Source organism: Cognatilysobacter segetis, assembly GCF_004359965.1.
GTDB classification, from domain to species: Bacteria; Pseudomonadota; Gammaproteobacteria; order Xanthomonadales; family Xanthomonadaceae; genus Cognatilysobacter; species Cognatilysobacter segetis.
On sequence record NZ_SMRQ01000015.1, the window covers coordinates 24,349 to 40,613 of the forward strand.

At 71.7% G+C, this 16,265-nt stretch carries 19 protein-coding genes; 7 read left to right on the plus strand and 12 right to left on the minus strand.

What is annotated here, in order from left to right; genetic code table 11:
- Window positions 1–26 precede the first annotated feature (26 nt).
- The 5 genes from E4F61_RS04985 to E4F61_RS05005 form a co-directional block, all read right to left on the minus strand.
- On the minus strand, window positions 27–1,235 hold the full coding sequence (locus tag E4F61_RS04985) for a D-alanyl-D-alanine carboxypeptidase family protein (RefSeq protein WP_133478569.1): 1,209 nt from the start codon (window positions 1,233–1,235) through the stop codon (window positions 27–29).
- A gap of 104 nt (window positions 1,236–1,339) precedes the next feature.
- Window positions 1,340–2,581 carry a septal ring lytic transglycosylase RlpA family protein gene (locus E4F61_RS04990; RefSeq protein ID WP_202908949.1) on the minus strand — a complete coding sequence of 414 codons (1,242 nt, stop codon included), beginning with the start codon at window positions 2,579–2,581 and terminating at the stop codon, window positions 1,340–1,342.
- Window positions 2,578–3,711 carry a lytic murein transglycosylase B gene (mltB, locus tag E4F61_RS04995; protein WP_133478588.1) on the minus strand — a complete coding sequence of 378 codons (1,134 nt, stop codon included), beginning with the start codon at window positions 3,709–3,711 and terminating at the stop codon, window positions 2,578–2,580. Before mltB ends, E4F61_RS04990 begins: the two co-directional genes overlap by 4 nt.
- Window positions 3,712–3,773: 62 nt before the next feature.
- Entirely contained in the window at window positions 3,774–4,142 is a 369-nt protein-coding gene (locus E4F61_RS05000) for a VanZ family protein (RefSeq protein WP_133478571.1), read from the minus strand.
- The gene (locus E4F61_RS05005) at window positions 4,139–5,344 is read right to left on the minus strand and encodes a class I SAM-dependent methyltransferase (RefSeq protein WP_133478572.1); all 1,206 of its coding nucleotides are present in this window, start codon (window positions 5,342–5,344) and stop codon (window positions 4,139–4,141) included. The genes E4F61_RS05000 and E4F61_RS05005 overlap by 4 nt, the downstream gene beginning before the upstream one ends.
- A gap of 60 nt (window positions 5,345–5,404) precedes the next feature.
- Here E4F61_RS05005 and E4F61_RS05010 point away from each other — a divergent pair, with 60 nt between their 5' ends.
- Window positions 5,405–6,154 (plus strand): pteridine reductase, encoded by a 750-nt coding sequence (locus E4F61_RS05010; protein WP_133478573.1) that lies wholly within the window; start codon window positions 5,405–5,407, stop codon window positions 6,152–6,154.
- 55 nt (window positions 6,155–6,209) lie between these two features.
- Window positions 6,210–6,611, plus strand: coding sequence for a hypothetical protein (locus E4F61_RS05015; protein ID WP_133478574.1), 402 nt, complete (start codon window positions 6,210–6,212; stop codon window positions 6,609–6,611).
- Here the strand turns inward: E4F61_RS05015 and folK are convergent.
- From folK to tsaD, 3 genes are read right to left on the minus strand one after another with little or no spacing between them, the layout of a single operon-like run.
- A complete protein-coding gene (gene folK / locus E4F61_RS05020) occupies window positions 6,608–7,096 on the minus strand; it encodes a 2-amino-4-hydroxy-6-hydroxymethyldihydropteridine diphosphokinase (RefSeq protein WP_133478575.1) in 489 nt (162 codons plus the stop codon). The genes E4F61_RS05015 and folK overlap by 4 nt on opposite strands.
- Entirely contained in the window at window positions 7,093–7,449 is a 357-nt protein-coding gene (gene folB / locus E4F61_RS05025; RefSeq protein ID WP_133478576.1) for a dihydroneopterin aldolase, read from the minus strand. Before folB ends, folK begins: the two co-directional genes overlap by 4 nt.
- Window positions 7,450–7,503: 54 nt before the next feature.
- Complete coding sequence (gene tsaD / locus E4F61_RS05030; RefSeq protein ID WP_133478577.1) at window positions 7,504–8,553, minus strand: tRNA (adenosine(37)-N6)-threonylcarbamoyltransferase complex transferase subunit TsaD; 1,050 nt, start codon at window positions 8,551–8,553, stop codon at window positions 7,504–7,506.
- A 154-nt stretch (window positions 8,554–8,707) separates the two neighbouring features.
- Here tsaD and rpsU point away from each other — a divergent pair, with 154 nt between their 5' ends.
- Window positions 8,708–8,923: a 30S ribosomal protein S21 gene (gene rpsU / locus E4F61_RS05035; protein WP_115647413.1), complete on the plus strand. Its 216-nt coding sequence runs from the start codon at window positions 8,708–8,710 to the stop codon at window positions 8,921–8,923.
- Window positions 8,924–9,074: 151 nt separating this feature from the next.
- Here rpsU and E4F61_RS05040 read toward each other — a convergent pair whose 3' ends face one another.
- From E4F61_RS05040 to E4F61_RS05050, 3 genes are all read right to left on the minus strand, one after another.
- Window positions 9,075–9,638 carry a hypothetical protein gene (locus E4F61_RS05040; RefSeq protein ID WP_133478578.1) on the minus strand — a complete coding sequence of 188 codons (564 nt, stop codon included), beginning with the start codon at window positions 9,636–9,638 and terminating at the stop codon, window positions 9,075–9,077.
- 124 nt (window positions 9,639–9,762) lie between these two features.
- Window positions 9,763–10,236 (minus strand): hypothetical protein, encoded by a 474-nt coding sequence (locus E4F61_RS05045; RefSeq protein WP_133478579.1) that lies wholly within the window; start codon window positions 10,234–10,236, stop codon window positions 9,763–9,765.
- 69 nt (window positions 10,237–10,305) lie between these two features.
- Window positions 10,306–11,055 carry an HAD family hydrolase gene (locus E4F61_RS05050; RefSeq protein ID WP_133478580.1) on the minus strand — a complete coding sequence of 250 codons (750 nt, stop codon included), beginning with the start codon at window positions 11,053–11,055 and terminating at the stop codon, window positions 10,306–10,308.
- A 97-nt stretch (window positions 11,056–11,152) separates the two neighbouring features.
- On the opposite strand from E4F61_RS05050, the gene E4F61_RS05055 reads away from it, so the two are divergent.
- From E4F61_RS05055 to E4F61_RS05065, 3 genes are all read left to right on the plus strand, one after another.
- Window positions 11,153–11,653, plus strand: coding sequence for a hypothetical protein (locus E4F61_RS05055; RefSeq protein ID WP_133478581.1), 501 nt, complete (start codon window positions 11,153–11,155; stop codon window positions 11,651–11,653).
- Window positions 11,654–11,800: 147 nt separating this feature from the next.
- The gene (locus E4F61_RS05060) at window positions 11,801–12,403 is read left to right on the plus strand and encodes a DNA-3-methyladenine glycosylase (RefSeq protein ID WP_202908950.1); all 603 of its coding nucleotides are present in this window, start codon (window positions 11,801–11,803) and stop codon (window positions 12,401–12,403) included.
- 102 nt (window positions 12,404–12,505) lie between these two features.
- The gene (locus tag E4F61_RS05065) at window positions 12,506–15,448 is read left to right on the plus strand and encodes a bifunctional diguanylate cyclase/phosphodiesterase (RefSeq protein WP_133478582.1); all 2,943 of its coding nucleotides are present in this window, start codon (window positions 12,506–12,508) and stop codon (window positions 15,446–15,448) included.
- Here E4F61_RS05065 and E4F61_RS05070 read toward each other — a convergent pair.
- Complete coding sequence (locus tag E4F61_RS05070; protein WP_133478583.1) at window positions 15,394–15,918, minus strand: hypothetical protein; 525 nt, start codon at window positions 15,916–15,918, stop codon at window positions 15,394–15,396. The genes E4F61_RS05065 and E4F61_RS05070 overlap by 55 nt on opposite strands.
- Window positions 15,919–16,054: 136 nt before the next feature.
- On the opposite strand from E4F61_RS05070, the gene E4F61_RS05075 reads away from it, so the two are divergent.
- Window positions 16,055–16,265, plus strand: a 211-nt coding sequence (locus E4F61_RS05075) for a hypothetical protein (RefSeq protein WP_133478584.1), incomplete at its 3' end; no start/stop codon positions are given.

A 16,265-nucleotide genomic window follows, 5' to 3' on the forward strand; every position in this document is an offset into this window, starting at 1 on the left:
TTCGATCCCTCGGTGACGCAGGGGAATCAGGAATTCCACCACATCAGCAGCTCATGCCAGAGGCGCTTGAAGAAGCCGGCCTCCTCGACGGCGTCGAGCGCCACCAGCGGCCGCTGCGCCAGCACCTTGCCGCCGAGCATCACGCGCACGGTGCCGATCTGCTGGCCCTTCTTGATGGGCGCGACCAGCGACTTCGGCACGTCCATCACCGGCTTGAGCTGCTGGTAGCGGCCGCGCGGCAGCGTCACCAGCATCGGCTCGGACAGGCCGAGGCGGACGACGTTCTGCTGGCCCTTCCAGACCTTCTGCGTGGAGATCGGCTTGGCCGCGTCGTAGAGCTTGTGCGTCTCGAAGAAGCGGAAGCCCCAGTTCAGCAGCGCCTGGCTGTCGTCGACGCGCTTGGGCTCGGTCGGCTCGCCCATCACCACGGAGATCAGGCGCTGGTCGCCGCGCTGGGCGGAGGCCATCAGGCAGTAGCCGGCGCTTGCGGTGTGGCCGGTCTTGATGCCGTCGACCGACGGATCGCGCCACAGCAGCCGGTTGCGGTTGGTCTGCGTGATCGGGCCGACCGTGTATTCCTTGATCTTGTTGAGCGAGTACGACTCCGGGAAGTCGTGGATCAGCGCGCGGCCGAGCAGCGCGAGGTCGTGCGCGGTGGTGATGTGGCCGTCGGCCGGCAGGCCGTCCGGGTTCATCCAGTGCGTCTTCTTCAGGCCGATGCGCTTGGCGTACTGGTTCATCAGCGCGGCGAACGCGTCCTCGCTGCCGGCGATGTGCTCGGCCAGCGCGATGGCGGCGTCGTTGCCCGACTGCACGACCATGCCCTTTTCCATCTCGATCAGCGGCGCGGTCTTGTTGACCTCGAAGCCCGAGTACGAGCCCTCGGTGCCGGCGCCGCCCTTGCGCCACGCGTTCTCGGTCATCATGACCGGGTCGTCGCGCTTGACCTTGCCGGCCTTGAGTTCGGCGGCCACGACGTAGCTCGTCATCACCTTGGTGATGCTCGCCGGCTCGACCGGCGTGTCGTAGTTCTGGCCCGCCAGCACGTTGCCGCTGGCGTAGTCGATCAGGATCCAGGCCTTGGCGTCCACGGTGGGCGGCGGCGGGATCGGCAGCTCGTCGATCGCCGGCGGCGGCTGGTTGTTCGGCGCCGGGCCGGTCTGCGCGACGGCCAGGCCGAGCGTCAGGGTGAGGCCGGCGGCGAGCACGGCGGCGAGGCGGGCGGGGGACTTCATCGGTGAGGGGCTCCGGGCCGGCGCGGGCCGGCGGTGAAACAGGAAGGCGGTGCGGTGGACGGACATTCTGGACGCCGCCGGCCGCGTGGGAAACCGGGCTGCGGTCAGTCGCGGACGCGCTGCGGCGAGGCGAAGCCTAGACCGCGCAGCCGGGCGCCGAGTTCCGCCTCGGTCGCAGCCGGTACCGGCCCGATGCGCAGGCGCCAGATCGGCTGGCCGTTGGCGACCGCGTCGAGCAGGCGCGCATCGGCGATGCCGGCGCCGCGCAGCGTGGCGAGCGCGCGGTCGGCGTTGTCGCGGGTGGAGAAACTAGCGACCTGCAGCGTGATCGAATCGGCGGCCGCGGCGGGCGGCGCCAGCGGCGTCACGCGGATCGCGTCCGCCGATGCGGCGGTCGACGCCTGCAGCGGCGCCGCGGCCGCGAGCGCGGCATCGGCGGGTGCGGCGACGGGCGCCGCCGGAACACCCGGCGACGGCGGGACGGCCGGCGGGCGGGCGTCGTTCGACGCCACGATCGTCGGGCGGCCGGTGGCCACCCGCACGCCGCGCTGCTGCATCCAGTCCTCGAAGCCCTGGGCGCCGGTCGCGCTGTCGCGGCCATGCGCGGAATAGCGGTAGTCGCGCGTGGCGACGTCGAGCGGCGTCGACGTCGGCGCGGGGCTCGCGGGCGCCGCGGCGAACGTCGTGCCGGTGGCGGCATCGCCCGGCTGCAGCGCCTCGACGCGCACGCGGCCGGTGCCGGCGGGGTACACGCCCAGCTTCACGGCGGCGGCGAGGCTCAGGTCCATCACGCGGCCGTCGTGGAACGGGCCGCGGTCGTTGACGCGCACCACCACCGACTTGCCGGTGTCGAGGTTGGTGACGCGCGCGAAGCTCGGGATCGGCAGCGTCTTGTGCGCCGCCGAGAAGGCGTACATGTCGTACACCTCGCGGTTGGACGTCAGCCGGCCGTGGAACTTCTGGCCGTAGTACGAGGCGAGGCCTTCCTCGGCGAAGCCGTGCGTGTCGGCGAGCACGCGGTACTCCTTGTCGAGCACGCGGTAGACCGGGTTGTTGCCCACCTTCGAGCGCGGCAGCGCGACGACCTGCGGCTCGGGGATGCAGCTGATGTCGGGGATGACGCTCGGCGTGCGGTCCTTCTCGGACGGCCGGTACAGGCCGCCGGCGACGTAGTCCCCGCGCTTGCTGAGGTCTTCTTCCGCGGGTCGGTACCAGCTGCAGTCGCGCGTGGACGCGACGGGCGCAGGTGCCTGCACGATCGGAGCGACGGGGGGCGACGACGGGCGCGGTGCGCTCGCACAGGCGGCGAGGCCTGCGCACAGGAGCGCGACGACGATCTTTCTCATGGGGCCGGAGCGGTTCCCGATGCGGCGGCAGGAAGCGGCGGGACCTCGCGGCCGGCGATCGACTCCGCCAGCTGGTACACCGCCATCGCGTAATGCTTGGAGATGTTATAGCGGGTGATCGCGTAGAAATTGCGGAAGCCTAGCCAGTATTCGACACCGTTCGCGCCATCGAAGCGCAGCGGCACGGCCGGTGCGCCCGCCGGCACCGGCGCGAGCGGCTGGTAGCCGCGGGCACGCAGCTCGGCCAGCGTGTAGATCGGCTCCAGCGCATCGGGCTCGAACGCCGGCATCGCGGGGTCGTGCGTCGCGCGCACCGCCACCGTGCCGCCGCGCACCCAGCCGCCCTTCTTGGCGAAGTAGTTGGCGATCGACGCGAACACGTCGGCCTTGTCGTTGAACAGGTCGCGCTTGCCGTCGCCGTCGCCGTCCACCGCGTACTCGCGGTAGCTCGAGGGCATGAACTGGCCCCAGCCCATCGCGCCCGCGTAGCTGCCCTTCAGCTGCGTGATGTCGAAGCCGGTTTCCTTGCCGAGCGCGAACAGCTGCGCGAGCTCGCCGCGGAAGAACGCCTCGCGCTGGTTCTCGCGCTGCGCCTTGGCGGGGTCGCCGCTGCGCGGGTAGGCGAAGGCGAGCGTGTAGAGCGCATCGACGACCGGGTAGCTGCCCTTGTTGGCGCCGTAGCTCGTTTCCACGCCGATGATCGCGGTGATGATCTCGGCCGGCACGCCGAAGCGCGCCTCGGCGCTGGCGAGGTCGGCGCGGTTGTCGGCGAGGAACTGGCGGCCGCCGTTGATGCGCGCATCGGTCATGAAGATCGGGCGGTAGTCGCGCCAGGGCTTGGCCTCGGCGGGACGCGACATCGCGGTGATGATCGAATCGCGGATCTCGGCGCCGGCGAGCACGCGCTCGATGTAGGCCGGGTCGATGCCGTAGGCGTGCGCGGTGTCCTGCACGAACTTCGCGCGCGCCTGCTCGAACGGCAGGCGCGGACCGGCCGGCGGCAGCGGGGGCGTGCCCGGCGCCACGGGCGGCGCCTGCGTCGAGGGCGTCCGGGGGGGCGGCGGCACGGCGCAAGCGGCCGCGGCAAGCACGAGTGCGCAGGTCAGCGCACGCATCACGGGGTGTCGCATCGTCATGCGGCCGAGGTTATCACGCGATTTTTCGCTTCACGGACCGACGTCGCGGCGACGGTTCACGCACGTGCACGCAACGCGTTCGCGCAGCGCGTGAAGGCCACCAGCTGGCCGAGCAGCGCGCCGGTCGCATTCGCCAGCGCGTCGAGCACGTCGGGCTCGCGGGTCGCCGTGAACACGCCCTGCGCGCCCTCGATCGCGACCCCGAACGCGATCACCGCGAGCAGCGCGGCGACGCGCGCGCGGCGCGCGGCGAAGAGCGGCACCGACCAGCCCGACAGCACCGCGTAGCCGAACAGGTGCTCGAGCTTGTCCATGCCGTCGAACGCCGGCGGCGGCAGGTCGGACGCGGGCAGCAGCGAGCCGGTGGCGATCGCCGCGAACATGGCGATCCAGGCGGCGAAGGCCCAGTGCCGTGAGGTGCTCACAGCCGGTGGCTGAGGTCGCCGGCCAGGAACGCCGTGCCGAACTCGACGTCCTTCTCGAAGCCCATCGCCTGGAAGCGTTCGCCCATCTCGCTCGGCAGCGTGAGGCGCTTGACCTCGTTGCCGCGGCGCAGGCGCTCCTCGTCGTTGCCGATCTGCTCGATGCGCGAGAGCACGCCGGCCAGCCCGTTGCCGAGCAGGAAACTCGCCTGCGAGCAGTAGCCGGCGAGGTCGAAGCCGGCCGACAGCCCGGCTTCCGCCAATGCGGTGAAGTCGACGGACGCGGTGACGTCCTGCAGCCCCGGCCAGGCGAGCACGTCGTCGTGCATGCGATGCCGGTAGAAGGCGCGCAGGGTGCCGTCGGTCCGGTCGTCGGCGTAGTACTCGGCGCGCGCGTAGCCGTAATCGACGAACAGCATCGCGCCGCGCTGCATGCCGCCGGCGACCGCCTGGATCCAGTACGGCAGCTGCGGCAGCACCTCGGAGGTGTAGCCGTCGGGCAGCTCGCGGCCGAGGCGACGCTCGATGAAGCGCACGGCCTGCAGCAGCATCGAATCAGCCGGCCGCCACTGGGTGCCGAAGCGCTCGCCGTCGGTGGCCACGTACTGCTCCATCACCTCGCGGCCGCGGATCGAGAAGCGCGGCGTCGGCAGCGCGTCGATCACCTCGTTGGCGAACAGCACGCCGTTCCAGTCGTGCGGGACCGGGCCGTCGATCCATTCGACCAGTTCGAACAGCATCGGCTGCAGCCGCTCGAACAGGCGGGCGCGCTGGCGCTCGCGCAACTGCGCGGAGGGTTCGAGGATCAGGTAGCGCGCGGGCAGCGCGTCGAGTTCCATCAGCCGCATCAGCGCGGTCTGCGCGAACGCGCCGGTGCCGCCGCCGAGTTCGAGCATCAGTGCGCTCGGCCCCAGCTGCCGCAGGACGGGCGCCACCGCATCGGCGACGCAGGCGGCGAACACGGGCCCGAGCTCGGGCGCGGTGACGAAATCGCCCGCCTCGCCGAACTTGGTGGCGCCGGCGCTGTAGTAGCCGAGGCCGGGCGCGTAGAGCGCGAGTTCCATGAAGCGGGAGAACGGGATCGCACCGCCGGTGGCGGCGATCTCGTCGTGGATGTGGCGCGCCAGCCGCTGGCTGTGCTCGCGCGCGGCGGCGTCGGGCGTCGGCAGCGCGGCCGCGGCGCGCGCGGCGGGATCGATCGGCATCGGGACGGGGGACGTGGGAGACTCCCGCAGGATACGGGAGCGAGGCTGAAGGCGATGGCGATGCAGGCAGGCGCAAACCCGGGACGCGCGGTGCTGGTGACGGGCGCCGCGCGGCGCATCGGCGCGGCAATCGCGCGCGCGCTGCATGCCGCCGGCTGCGACCTCGCGCTGCACTACCGCGGTTCGCGCGACGCCGCGATCGCCCTGCACGACGAGCTCGATCGCGCGCGGCCCGGCTCGGTGCTGCTGCTGCAGGCCGACCTCGGCGAATTCGACCGCCTGCCCGAACTCGTCGCGCAGGCGGTCGGTCGCTTCGGCCATCTCGACGGGCTGGTGAACAATGCATCGACGTTCGCGCCGACGCCGGTGGGCGGCGTGACGCCCGCAGACTGGGACGCGGTGTTCGCATCCAACGCGCGCGCGCCGTTCTTCCTGTCGCAGGCCGCGGCGCCGCACCTGCGCGCCAGCGGCGGCGCAATCGTCAATCTCGTCGACATCTATGCCGAGCGCCCGTTGCGCGCGCACGCGGTCTATTCGATGGCGAAGGCCGCGCTCGCGATGGCGACGAAGGCGCTCGCGCTCGAGCTGGGGCCGGAGGTGCGCGTCAACGCCGTCGCGCCGGGCGCGATCCTGTGGCCGGAAAACGACGCCGACCCCGCCGCGCGCGACGCGATGCTCGCGCGCACGCCGCTCGGGCGCACCGGCACGCCGGCGGAGATCGCCGAGGCGGTGCGCTGGCTGCTCCTGGACGCGACGTACTGCACCGGCCAGGTGCTGGCCGTCGACGGCGGGCGCGAGGTGGTGGGATGACGCGCCTGCACGCGCCTGACGGCGTTCGCGTGCCGGCCGCGTGCGGGAGGGCGCGATGAGCCAGCCGTCGTCGGAGCACATCCGGCGCATCGCGCCCGGTGACGACCTGCCGCTGCACGCCGCGCGCGCCGCGGTGACCGCGGCGATCCGCGACGCCTGCGACGCCGGCGTGCGCAAACTGCTCGTCGATTTCCACGGCTGGCGCGGCAGCGAGCGGCCTTCGCTCGCGCTGCGCATCGACAGCGTCTTCGAATGGAGCGCCGCGGCCGCCACGGCACCCGGTTTCGTGCTGGCGCTGGTGATGCCGCCGGCGCTGGTCGATCCCGGCAAGATCGGCTTCATCATCGGCCGCCGCATCGGCTTCAACTTCGACGTGTTCGGCTCCGTCGACGAAGCCGCCGCCTGGCTCGAAGCCGAACCCGCGTTCGTGCCGCCCGCGGACGACTGGCGCGTTTAGCCCAGCGCGACGACGTCGCCCGCCGTGCCGTGCTCGGCATGGGCGGCCCACAGCTGCCCGAGCGTGCGGCCCGTGTGCGGGACGGCGACGTCGGGCGCGATGTCGGCCAGCGGACGCAGCACGAACGCGTGCTTCAGTTCCGGCCGCGGGATGCGCAGGTGGCCGGCGCCGTCGAGCACGCGGTCGTCGAACAGCACGATGTCGACGTCGAGCGTGCGGTCGGAAAACCGTGGGCCGCTGCGGTCGCGGCCGTGCGCATCTTCCAGCGCATGCAGCCAGTCGTTGAGCGGCTGCGGCTCGAGGTCGCTGTCGATGATGGCGGCCGCATTGAGAAAGGCGGGCCCGTCGAAGCCCACCGCCGGCGTGCGGTAGACGGGCGAGACGATGACGTTCCCGAAGCGGGCGTGGAGCGCGTCGATCGCCGCGCGCAGGTGCTGCTCGGGCGCGACGTTGCTGCCGAGGCTGAGGTAGGCGCGGCCGCTCATGCCGTCCGCGCGCGCTCGATCATCACGCCCACCGCGCGCGCGCCGCGCACCGCGCCGGGCTTGCTCAGCTTGAGTCGCAGGTGCTGCACGGGAAATTCCGCGAGCACGATCGCGGCGACGCGCTCGGCCAGCGTTTCGACCAGCCCGAAATCCGACTCGGCGACGAACTCGCGGATGCGCGTGCTCACCGCCTTGTAGTCGAGCGTGTGCGCGATGTCGTCGCTGGCCGCCGGCACGCGGTTGTCGAAGGCCATCTCGAGGTCGAACACCAGCGGCTGGCGGATGCGCCGTTCCCAGTCGTAGATGCCGATCAGCGCCTCGATCTCGAGGCCTTCGATGAAGACGTGGTCCATGGCGGCGTTCCCCTGCGGTGCGGCGATGCTACGGACGCGCCGCGCGATGTCCACTCATGCGAGCGCCACCGCCGGCAGCGTGGCCATGTCCCAGCGCGGCATCACCTGCACGCCGAGGTCCTCGTGCTGCCCGGCGGCCAAGCGCAGCGCGCCGGCGAAGGCGATCATCGCGCCGTTGTCGGTGCACAGCACCGGCGGCGGGAAGCCGACCGCGGCGCCGCGCTGCTCCGCGAGCGCGTGCAGCTTCTCGCGCAGGCGCCGGTTGGCACCGACGCCGCCGGAGACGACCAGCCGGCGGAAGCCGGTCGCATCGAGCGCACGCGCGCACTTGATGGCGAGCGTGTCGACCACCGCGTCCTCGAAGGCGCGCGCGATGTCGGCGCGGGTCGCCTCGGTCTGGTCCGAGGCGCGCCAGGCGAGCAGCACCTGCGTCTTGAGGCCGCTGAAGCTGAAGTCGAGGCCGGGGCGGTCGGTCATCGGGCGCGAGAACGTGAACGCGCCGGGTCGGCCCTGCTGGGCGATGGCCGCGAGCTGCGGGCCGCCCGGATAGGGCAGGCCCATCAGCTTGGCGGTCTTGTCGAAGGCTTCGCCGGCGGCGTCGTCCAGCGTCTCGCCGAGCAGCCGGTAGCGGCCGATGCCGTCGACGCCCACCAGCTGGGTATGGCCGCCCGACACCAGCAGCGCGACGAACGGCTCGGGCTGGCGGCCCGCGTGCAGCGCGGCGCGCTGTTCGGCGTCGTCCATCAGCGGCGCCAGCAGGTGGCCCTCCATGTGGTGGACGGCGATCGCCGGCACGTCGAGCGACCAGGCCAGCGCCCGCGCGACGCCGGCGCCGACCAGCAGCGCCCCGACGAGGCCCGGACCGGCGGTGTAGGCGACGCCGCCGAGATCGGTCGTCGACAGGCCGGCCTCGGCCAGCGTCTGCCGGATCAGCGGCAGGGTCTTGCGCACGTGGTCGCGGCTGGCGAGTTCCGGCACCACGCCACCGTACTGCGCGTGCAGCGCGATCTGGCTGTACACGGCATGCGCGCGCAGGCCCTCGGCGGTGTCGTAGACGGCGACGCCGGTTTCGTCGCAGCTGGTTTCGATTCCCAGGACTTTCAATGACTTGGCCTCGACGGACGGGCGGCCGGGAAGGCCGTCACAGCCGCCGTCAGGAAAAAGTGGGAGCGGCAGCTTGCGGTGCCGCGGGACAGGCCGATATCATAGGCGGCTCGCCTGGCCTGTGGCCGGCGGTCCCAACCACCCGAGATTCCGTATGCCGAGCGTCAAAGTCCGCGAAAACGAGCCTTTCGAGTTTGCCCTGCGCCGCTTCAAGCGCACCTGCGAGAAGGCCGGCGTCCTCGCTGAAACCCGCAAGCGCGAGTTCTACGAGAAGCCGACGCAGGAGCGCAAGCGCAAGGCCGCCGCGGCGGTGAAGCGTCAGGCGCGCCGTTCGTCGCGCGACGTCACCAAGCGCCAGCGCATGTACTGATCGCGTCGCCGGGCTTCCCGGCACGCGTCGATGCAGCACGAAAAGCCGACCACGCGTGCGTGGCCGGCTTTTCTGCGTTGTGGCGCCGGCGTCGTCGGGTCGGAATGGCGCGCGTGCGACATCCCGCCGCCCGAAGGTCGTGCCGCAGCGACTAATGGCCTTCCGCGGGCGGCTTGACCGGCCGTGAAGGCGCGGGCCGCGACGTGCGCGTCGTTGCCGGCGCGGTGCGCGGGCGGTTCGGGAAGAGCGGCGCCAGCTCGGCGTCGACCGCGACCGGGCGGGCCCAGCGGTCGTAGGCCGCCACGATGCCGCGCTTGAGCGCGAGGTAGCCCGGCGTGCCGGGCGCGAGGCCGAGCTCGTCGGCGATCGCGGCCCAGTCGCGCGACGGCTCGCGCTCGCGCAGCGCCACGATGTCGCGGCAGGGCCGGCCGGCCTGCATCGCCAGGCTGCAGGCGAGGTAGGCGTCGCCCGGCGTCCAGCCCGGCCGCGCCAGCAGTTCGACCACCAGCTCGCGCGGCGCGCGGTGATAGCGCACCAGCTCGTCGACGAACGCGTCGCGGTAGGTGGTGGCGTAGGTCCCGATGTCGGCCATGCGGCCATCGACCCACGCATCGCCCGAATGCGTCGCGTCCTGCGCATGCGCCGCGCCCGACGCCGCCAGGACGGCAGCGAGCAGCAGGCGGAGCAGGGCCGGATGGCAAGCGGGACGGGTCATGGGCGCGGGTTCGGACGGGCGGGGCGGATCATGCGCCCGTCCGCCGCAACCCGCCAGCGGCGCATGAAAAAGCCACGGCGCGGACGCCGTGGCTCGGTGCGCCGCTCGGGCGACGATGCGTCGATCAATCGCCGCGCCAGCGGTTGTCGTAGCCGTAGCGGTTGTCGTAACCGTAGCGGCCGTCGCGGTCGTAGCGCGGATCGTAGTACTGCGCCTTGCACTTGCCGTGCTTGTTGCACTTCACCTGTCGCTGCGGCTGGGCGTAATAGCCGTATGCGCGACCGTTCGGCGCGCCGCGCACGTAACCGGTGCGGTAACCGTTGTTGTAGCCGTTGTTGTAGCCGTTGTAACGGTTGTCCTGCACCACGCGGTAGTAGACCGGGCGACCGTAGGCGTCGCGGCCGACGACCAGCCGATCGTCCGCGCCGTAATCGCCATTGCGGTAGTACGGCTGGTTGCCGCGGAACACCACGTCGGCGATGTCGACGATCGCGCGGGTGAGGTCGTACGACTGGGCGTGCGCGGGGGCCGGCGCGAACGACGCGGCGCCGAACGCGGCGGCCAGGACAGCGGGAGCGAGCCAGCGGGAAAGGGCCATGGAAACCTCCTCGACCCCGCACCATGCGGAGCACGCTGCGACCATGCGTCAGCCCGGGTGAACCGGTATTTAACCCTTCGTCGACGCTTCAGTCGGCGTTGCGTGAACGCTCATCCCGCGTTCGATCGCGTCGAGCACGTCGTACAGCTCGACCGCATGGTCGATCGCATGCACGCGGCCCGGTGCGTCCGGCATGGCGTCGCGCTCGTGCACCCACGTCAGGTGGTAGGGGATGTGCACGCCGATCCCGCCGAGCGCGACCACCGGCGCGACGTCCGACCGCAGCGAGTTGCCGACCATCGCGAACTCGGATGCCGCGATGCCGAACTCGCGCAGCAGCCGCGCGTAGGTGGCGGTGTCCTTCTCGCTGACGATCTCGATGCGCTGGAACAGGTCGGCCATGCCCGACTCGCGCACCTTCGCTTCCTGGTGGAACAGGTCGCCCTTGGTGACGAGCACGACCGGCCAGCGCGACGCGACGCGCTCCACCGCCGCGCGGATGCCGGGCAGCAGCTCGACCGGGTGCTGCAGCATCGACTGCGCGAGCTGGACGATGCGGTGGATCGCCGCGGCGTCGATGCGCCCGGCCGTGATCTCGATCGCCGCCTCGATCATCGACAGCGCCATGCCCTTCACGCCGTAGCCGAACACCGCGAGGTTGCGCTTCTCGACCGCGTACAGCCGCGCGTGCAGCGCGTCGCCGCGCAGCTCGACGTACGGCGACACGATCGATTCGAACGTCGCCTGCGCCTGCGCGAAATAGTCCTCGCTCCGCCACAGCGTGTCGTCGCCGTCGAAGCCGATCATCTTCAGTGCCATGCGCGCAGTATGCCGCGTCCCCTCACGCCTCTTGCACCGTTCGCGCGCCACGCTGCCGCTACGGCGAGGACGCCGCGCAACCGCCTTCGAGGACCCCATGAAGATCCGACACGTCTACAGCACCACCGACCTCGACATGGCACGCGCCGCGATGAACGCCGCCCGCGAGGCGGGCGTCGGCGAGGAATGCGTCATGCTGGTCGCACGCTCGGACATCGAGCTCGACTCGATCCCCAACAGCCACAAGGAAGCCGACAGCGACTTCGTGCCCGGCGCGCTCAAGGGCATGGCCGCGGGCGCCGGCACCGGCCTGCTGCTCGGGCTGGCCGCCGTCGTGTTCACGCCGCTCGGGCTGACGCTCGCCGGTGCCGGCATCGCCGCGCTCGCGGGCGCGGGCATCGGCGGTTTCGCTTCATCGTTGTTCGGCTCCGCGCTGCCCGACCCGGTGCGGCAGAAGTTCCACGACGAGATCGCGGCCGGCCGCATCCTGGTGGTGATCGACTGCAACGACGACGTCGCGCGCGTCGCCGGGCCGGCCATCGAGGCGACCGGGGCCACGCACCTGCCGTTCGAACACGCCACCAGCGCGCTGCGCTGATCAGCCGCTGCAGGCGCGCAGGCCGAGGTTGAGCAGGATCGTCAGCACGACGGAAATGATCAGGCTCGGCAGGCAGCCGGCGAGGCGGACGCGGGCGGGCATGGGCACCGGGATGGCGGGACGGCAGTCGATCCTGGGCGGGTCGCGGTGAGTGCGCCGTCGCGGCCCCGCGGTCGCACCCTGCCGCGCGCGTTCTATCGCCGCGATCCGCGCATCGTCGCGGTCGAACTGCTCAACAAGGTACTGGTGCGCGACGACGGCCGCCGCGGACGCATCGTCGAGACCGAGGCCTACTGCGGCGCGGACGACGCCGCGGCGCACAGCTACCGCGGCCCGACGCCGCGCACCGCGACGATGTTCGGGCCGCCGGGGCGGCTGTATGTCTACTTCACCTACGGCATGCACTGGTGCTGCAACCCCGTCTGCGGCGAGGCGGGCGAGGGCGTGGCCGTGCTGCTGCGCGCGCTCGAGCCGATCGGCGGCCTGGCGCTGATGCGGGCCGCGCGGCCCGCCGCCTCCGCCGACCGCGACCTCTGCCGGGGCCCCGCGCGGCTCTGCGCCGCGTTCGGGATTGACGGCGAGGACGACGGCCTGGACCTGACCGTCGCGGCCGGCCGCCTGCGCATCGTGGACGACGGCGTGCCGCCGCCGGCGCAGCCCGTGGTGGCCACGCGCGGGGGGATTTCACGCGCGGTCGAGGCGCCGTGGCGCTGGTATGTTCCCGGCAGCCCCTTCGTGTCCAGGTCATGAACGATTGCGGCGCCGGGATTCAAGCTGGTCGGAGTACGCCCGTTAACGGCGTAGGGAGGGCCCGCCTCCCGGGCGGGGCACGCGCGGCGAAGGCGGCCGGAGATGGACACGATGGGAACGGCGGTGGGTGCGATCAGGAAGGAGGGCGAGGTGGCTGAGGCCTGGCAGGTCGGGCATGCGCTCGGCCGCCTGCTGGACGCCGCCGGCGTGCCGGACTTCGCGCAGCGCGTCGCCGCCTATTTCGAGGGCGAGGGCTTCGGGCACCCGCTCGCGCTCTGGTGCATCGGGCCGGGCGATCCGCAGGTGCACGACCCGGCGCGCCTGCGCGAGCACGACGTCGCCACCGCGCTGCGCGCCCGTGCGACCCACGGCTGGGCCACCGACGGCACCACCGGCCGCGTATCCGCCTGCATCGAGGTGCAGGACAACGGCGACAGCATCGGCATCGTCGTCGACGGCCCGCAGCACGTGCGCCAGCAGCTGCGCGCGCACTGCGACCTGCTGGCGCCGATCGCGCGCGCGGTGTTCGAGAAGAACCGCCTGACCGAATCGATGCGGGCGCTCGAGCGCTCGGAGCAGCTGCAGTCGGCGCTGTTCCAGATCGCCGACATGGCGAGCTCGGAGATGGACCTCGAGGACATGCTGCGCGAGCTGCACGCGATCGTCGGCCGCTTCATGTACGCCGAGAACTTCTACATCGCGCTGTACGACGAGCAGAAGGACGCGATCCGCTTCATCTACCTGGTCGACACCGAGGACGACATCGTGCGTCCGCCGAACGAGTTCATCCCGATGTCGGTGATGGACCGCGGCCTGACCTGGTACGTGATCCGCGACAAGCGCCCGCTGATGGGCTCGATGGAGCAGATCCGCGAGCAGATCTCCGGGCCGATGCGCGACATCGGTGCCGATTCGCTGGACTGGATGGGCGTGCCGATCATGGTCGGCACGACGGTGCGCGGCGTGCTGGTGGTGCAGAGCTACGTCGAGCGCCCGCGCTTCACCCAGGCCGACCAGGCGCTGCTGACCTACGTCGGCAGCCACATCCTCACCGCGCTCGACCGCAAGCTGCAGCAGGAAGAGCTCGAGCGCCGCGTCGAGGAGCGCACGCAGGCGCTGACGCTGGAGATCCAGGAGCGCCAGCGCAGCGTGCGCATCCAGGAAACGCTCTACCGCATCGCCGAGCTCTCGCACACCGCCACCAATCTCGACGAGTTCTATGCCGCGGTGCACCGCATCGTCGGCGAGTTCCTCGATGCGCGGAACTTCTACATCGCGCTGCTCTCCGACGACGGCAGCACCGTGCACTTCCCGTATTTCGTCGACCAGTCCGGCAACCGCGCCGAGAGCCGCCCGGTCGGGCGCGGCATCTCCGAATACGCGATGCGCCAGGGCAAGCCGCTGCTGCTCGACATGACCGATCCGGACACCCTGCAGCACATCCGCGAGCTGCAGCAGCGCGGCGAGCTGCGCGCGATCGGCAAGGAATCGGTGGCGTGGCTCGGCGTGCCGCTGGTGCTGGGCGACCGCGTGATGGGCCTGCTCGCGGTGCAGAGCTACACGGCGGGCGTCGGCTACAGCGCGCGCGACCGCGAGCTGCTCACCTTCATCAGCTACCAGATCGCGAACGGTCTGGAGCGCCAGCGCGCGGCCGCCGAACTCAAGAACGCGTACCTCGACCTCGAGCAGCGCGTGGCCGAGCGCACCGTGGAGCTGTCCGAGCAGATCGAGGTGCGCGAGCAGATCGAACAGCGGCTCAAGCACGAGGTACTGCACGACTCGCTCACCGGCCTGCCCAATCGTGCCTACCTGCGTGACCAGCTGGTGCGCGCGCTCGCCCATCGCGAACGCGATCCGCACTACCGGTTCGCCGTGCTGTTCATGGACCTCGACCGGTTCAAGGTCATCAACGATTCGGTCGGCCACCTGGTGGGCGACGCGCTGCTCAAGGAAGTCGCGCGGCGCTTCGCGCGCTGCGTGCGCGGCGGACGCGACATGGTCGCGCGGCTGGGCGGCGACGAGTTCGCGATCCTGATGGAAGTCGATTCGCCCGAGTCCGCCATGCGGATGGGCCATCGCGTGATCGAGGCGCTCAAGGAGCCCGTGCGCGTGGAGAGCAAGGAGCTCTTTACCGGCGTCAGCGTCGGCATCACGCTGAGCAGCCCGCATTACACGTCGCCCGAGGACCTGCTGCGCGACGCCGACATCGCGATGTACCGCGCCAAGGCCGGCGGGCGCCACCGCATCGAGGTGTTCGACGAGCAGCTGCACGAGCAGGCGCTGCAGTTGCTGGAAGTCGAGAGCGACCTGCGCCGCGCCATCACGCGCCAGGAATTCGAGCCGTATTTCCAGCCGATCGTGCGGCTGGTGGACGGCGCGGTGGTCGGCTACGAGGCGCTGATCCGCTGGAACCATCCCGAGCGCGGCGTGCTCGCGCCGGGCGCGTTCCTGCACGTCGCCGATGCGAGCGGCAGCATGGAAGCCATCGACTGGCAGATGTTCGACCGCGCGCTCGACTGCATTCCCGGGCTGCTGCAGCCGGGCCAGTACGTGAACCTGAACTTCTCGCCGCGCCATTTCCGCTCGCAGGAGCTCGACGAGCGCTTCCTGCGGCTGGTGGCCGACAAGGGCGTGGACCCGTCGCAGGTGCGCATCGAGGTCACCGAGGGCGCGCTGCTGGAAAACCCCGAACAGATCGGGCAGGTGTTCAACCGCCTGCGCGAGAACGGCGTGCTGATCGCGCTCGACGACTTCGGCACCGGCTATTCGTCGCTGAGCTACCTGCACCGCTTCAAGCTGCACACGGTGAAGATCGACCGCTCCTTCATCAGCGACCTGCAGATCGAAGAGGAAGGCGGCAGCACGGCGGTGGTGCGGGCGATCCTCGCGCTGTCGCGTGCGCAGCGGCTCGAGGTGGTGGCCGAGGGCATCGAGACCGAGGCGCAGCGCCGCGCGCTGATGACGCTCGGCTGCGAACTGGGCCAGGGCTACTACTTCGCGAAGCCCGCGTCGCTCGGGTCCATCCTCGCCTCGCGGGGCCAGTGAAGCGCCCGGCAGGCGCGCACCACCCGGACGAGCGCCTCGCCCGGCGAACCGGTGGCGAGGGTGCGCCCGCCGGCCGACACCGCGAAGCGGCGCGCGACCAGCATGCGATCGAGGATCGGCGCGTCCAGCGCGATGCGTGAGGACAACGCACGGTCGGCGCCGCGCGCGACCGGGTAGTCCATGCCGGTGCCGTCGGCGAGGAGGGTGACCTGGCCGTCGCCGGGAACCACCTGCGCCGGGGCGATGCGCAGGTCCAGGACCGGATCGCCGGGGTCGCACCGCAGCCAGACCCGCGGTTCCCCGTCGCGCGCCGTCCAGACCGCCTGGGCGCGGATGCCACTGCCCCGCAGCTGCCAGCGCCCGTCCGCGGCGACGGCCGCCGCCGCCGGGGTGCCGGCCGCCGCCAGCCCGGCCGCCAGCGCGGCGACGGCGATCAGGGCGGCAGGCTCATAACGTGACGGGCTTCTCATTTACATGCGACCGTAGCGCGCCCACGTTAAGAGCGCGCGGTCGTCCGACGGGCGGCGTTATCCGCGCCGTCACTCCCCCATGGCCCCTCGCTAACGGCCGTCCGCGGAGCATCGAAGGCCGACAACGGAGGCCACGATGGGCACCAACATCCACGAGAAGCACCTGCGCGATTCCGGCCATTCCAACCCGCCGCCCGGTCCCGACAAGCTCGGCGGCGGCACCCATGCGCTGCGCGCCGGCAAGGACGGCCCGACCCAGCGGAAGTCGGTCCAGCCCAAGGAACCGCCCACGCGCGACGAGGGCCGCGACGACCGCCGCAGCGGCAGCGACAGCCACCGCGGCCGGA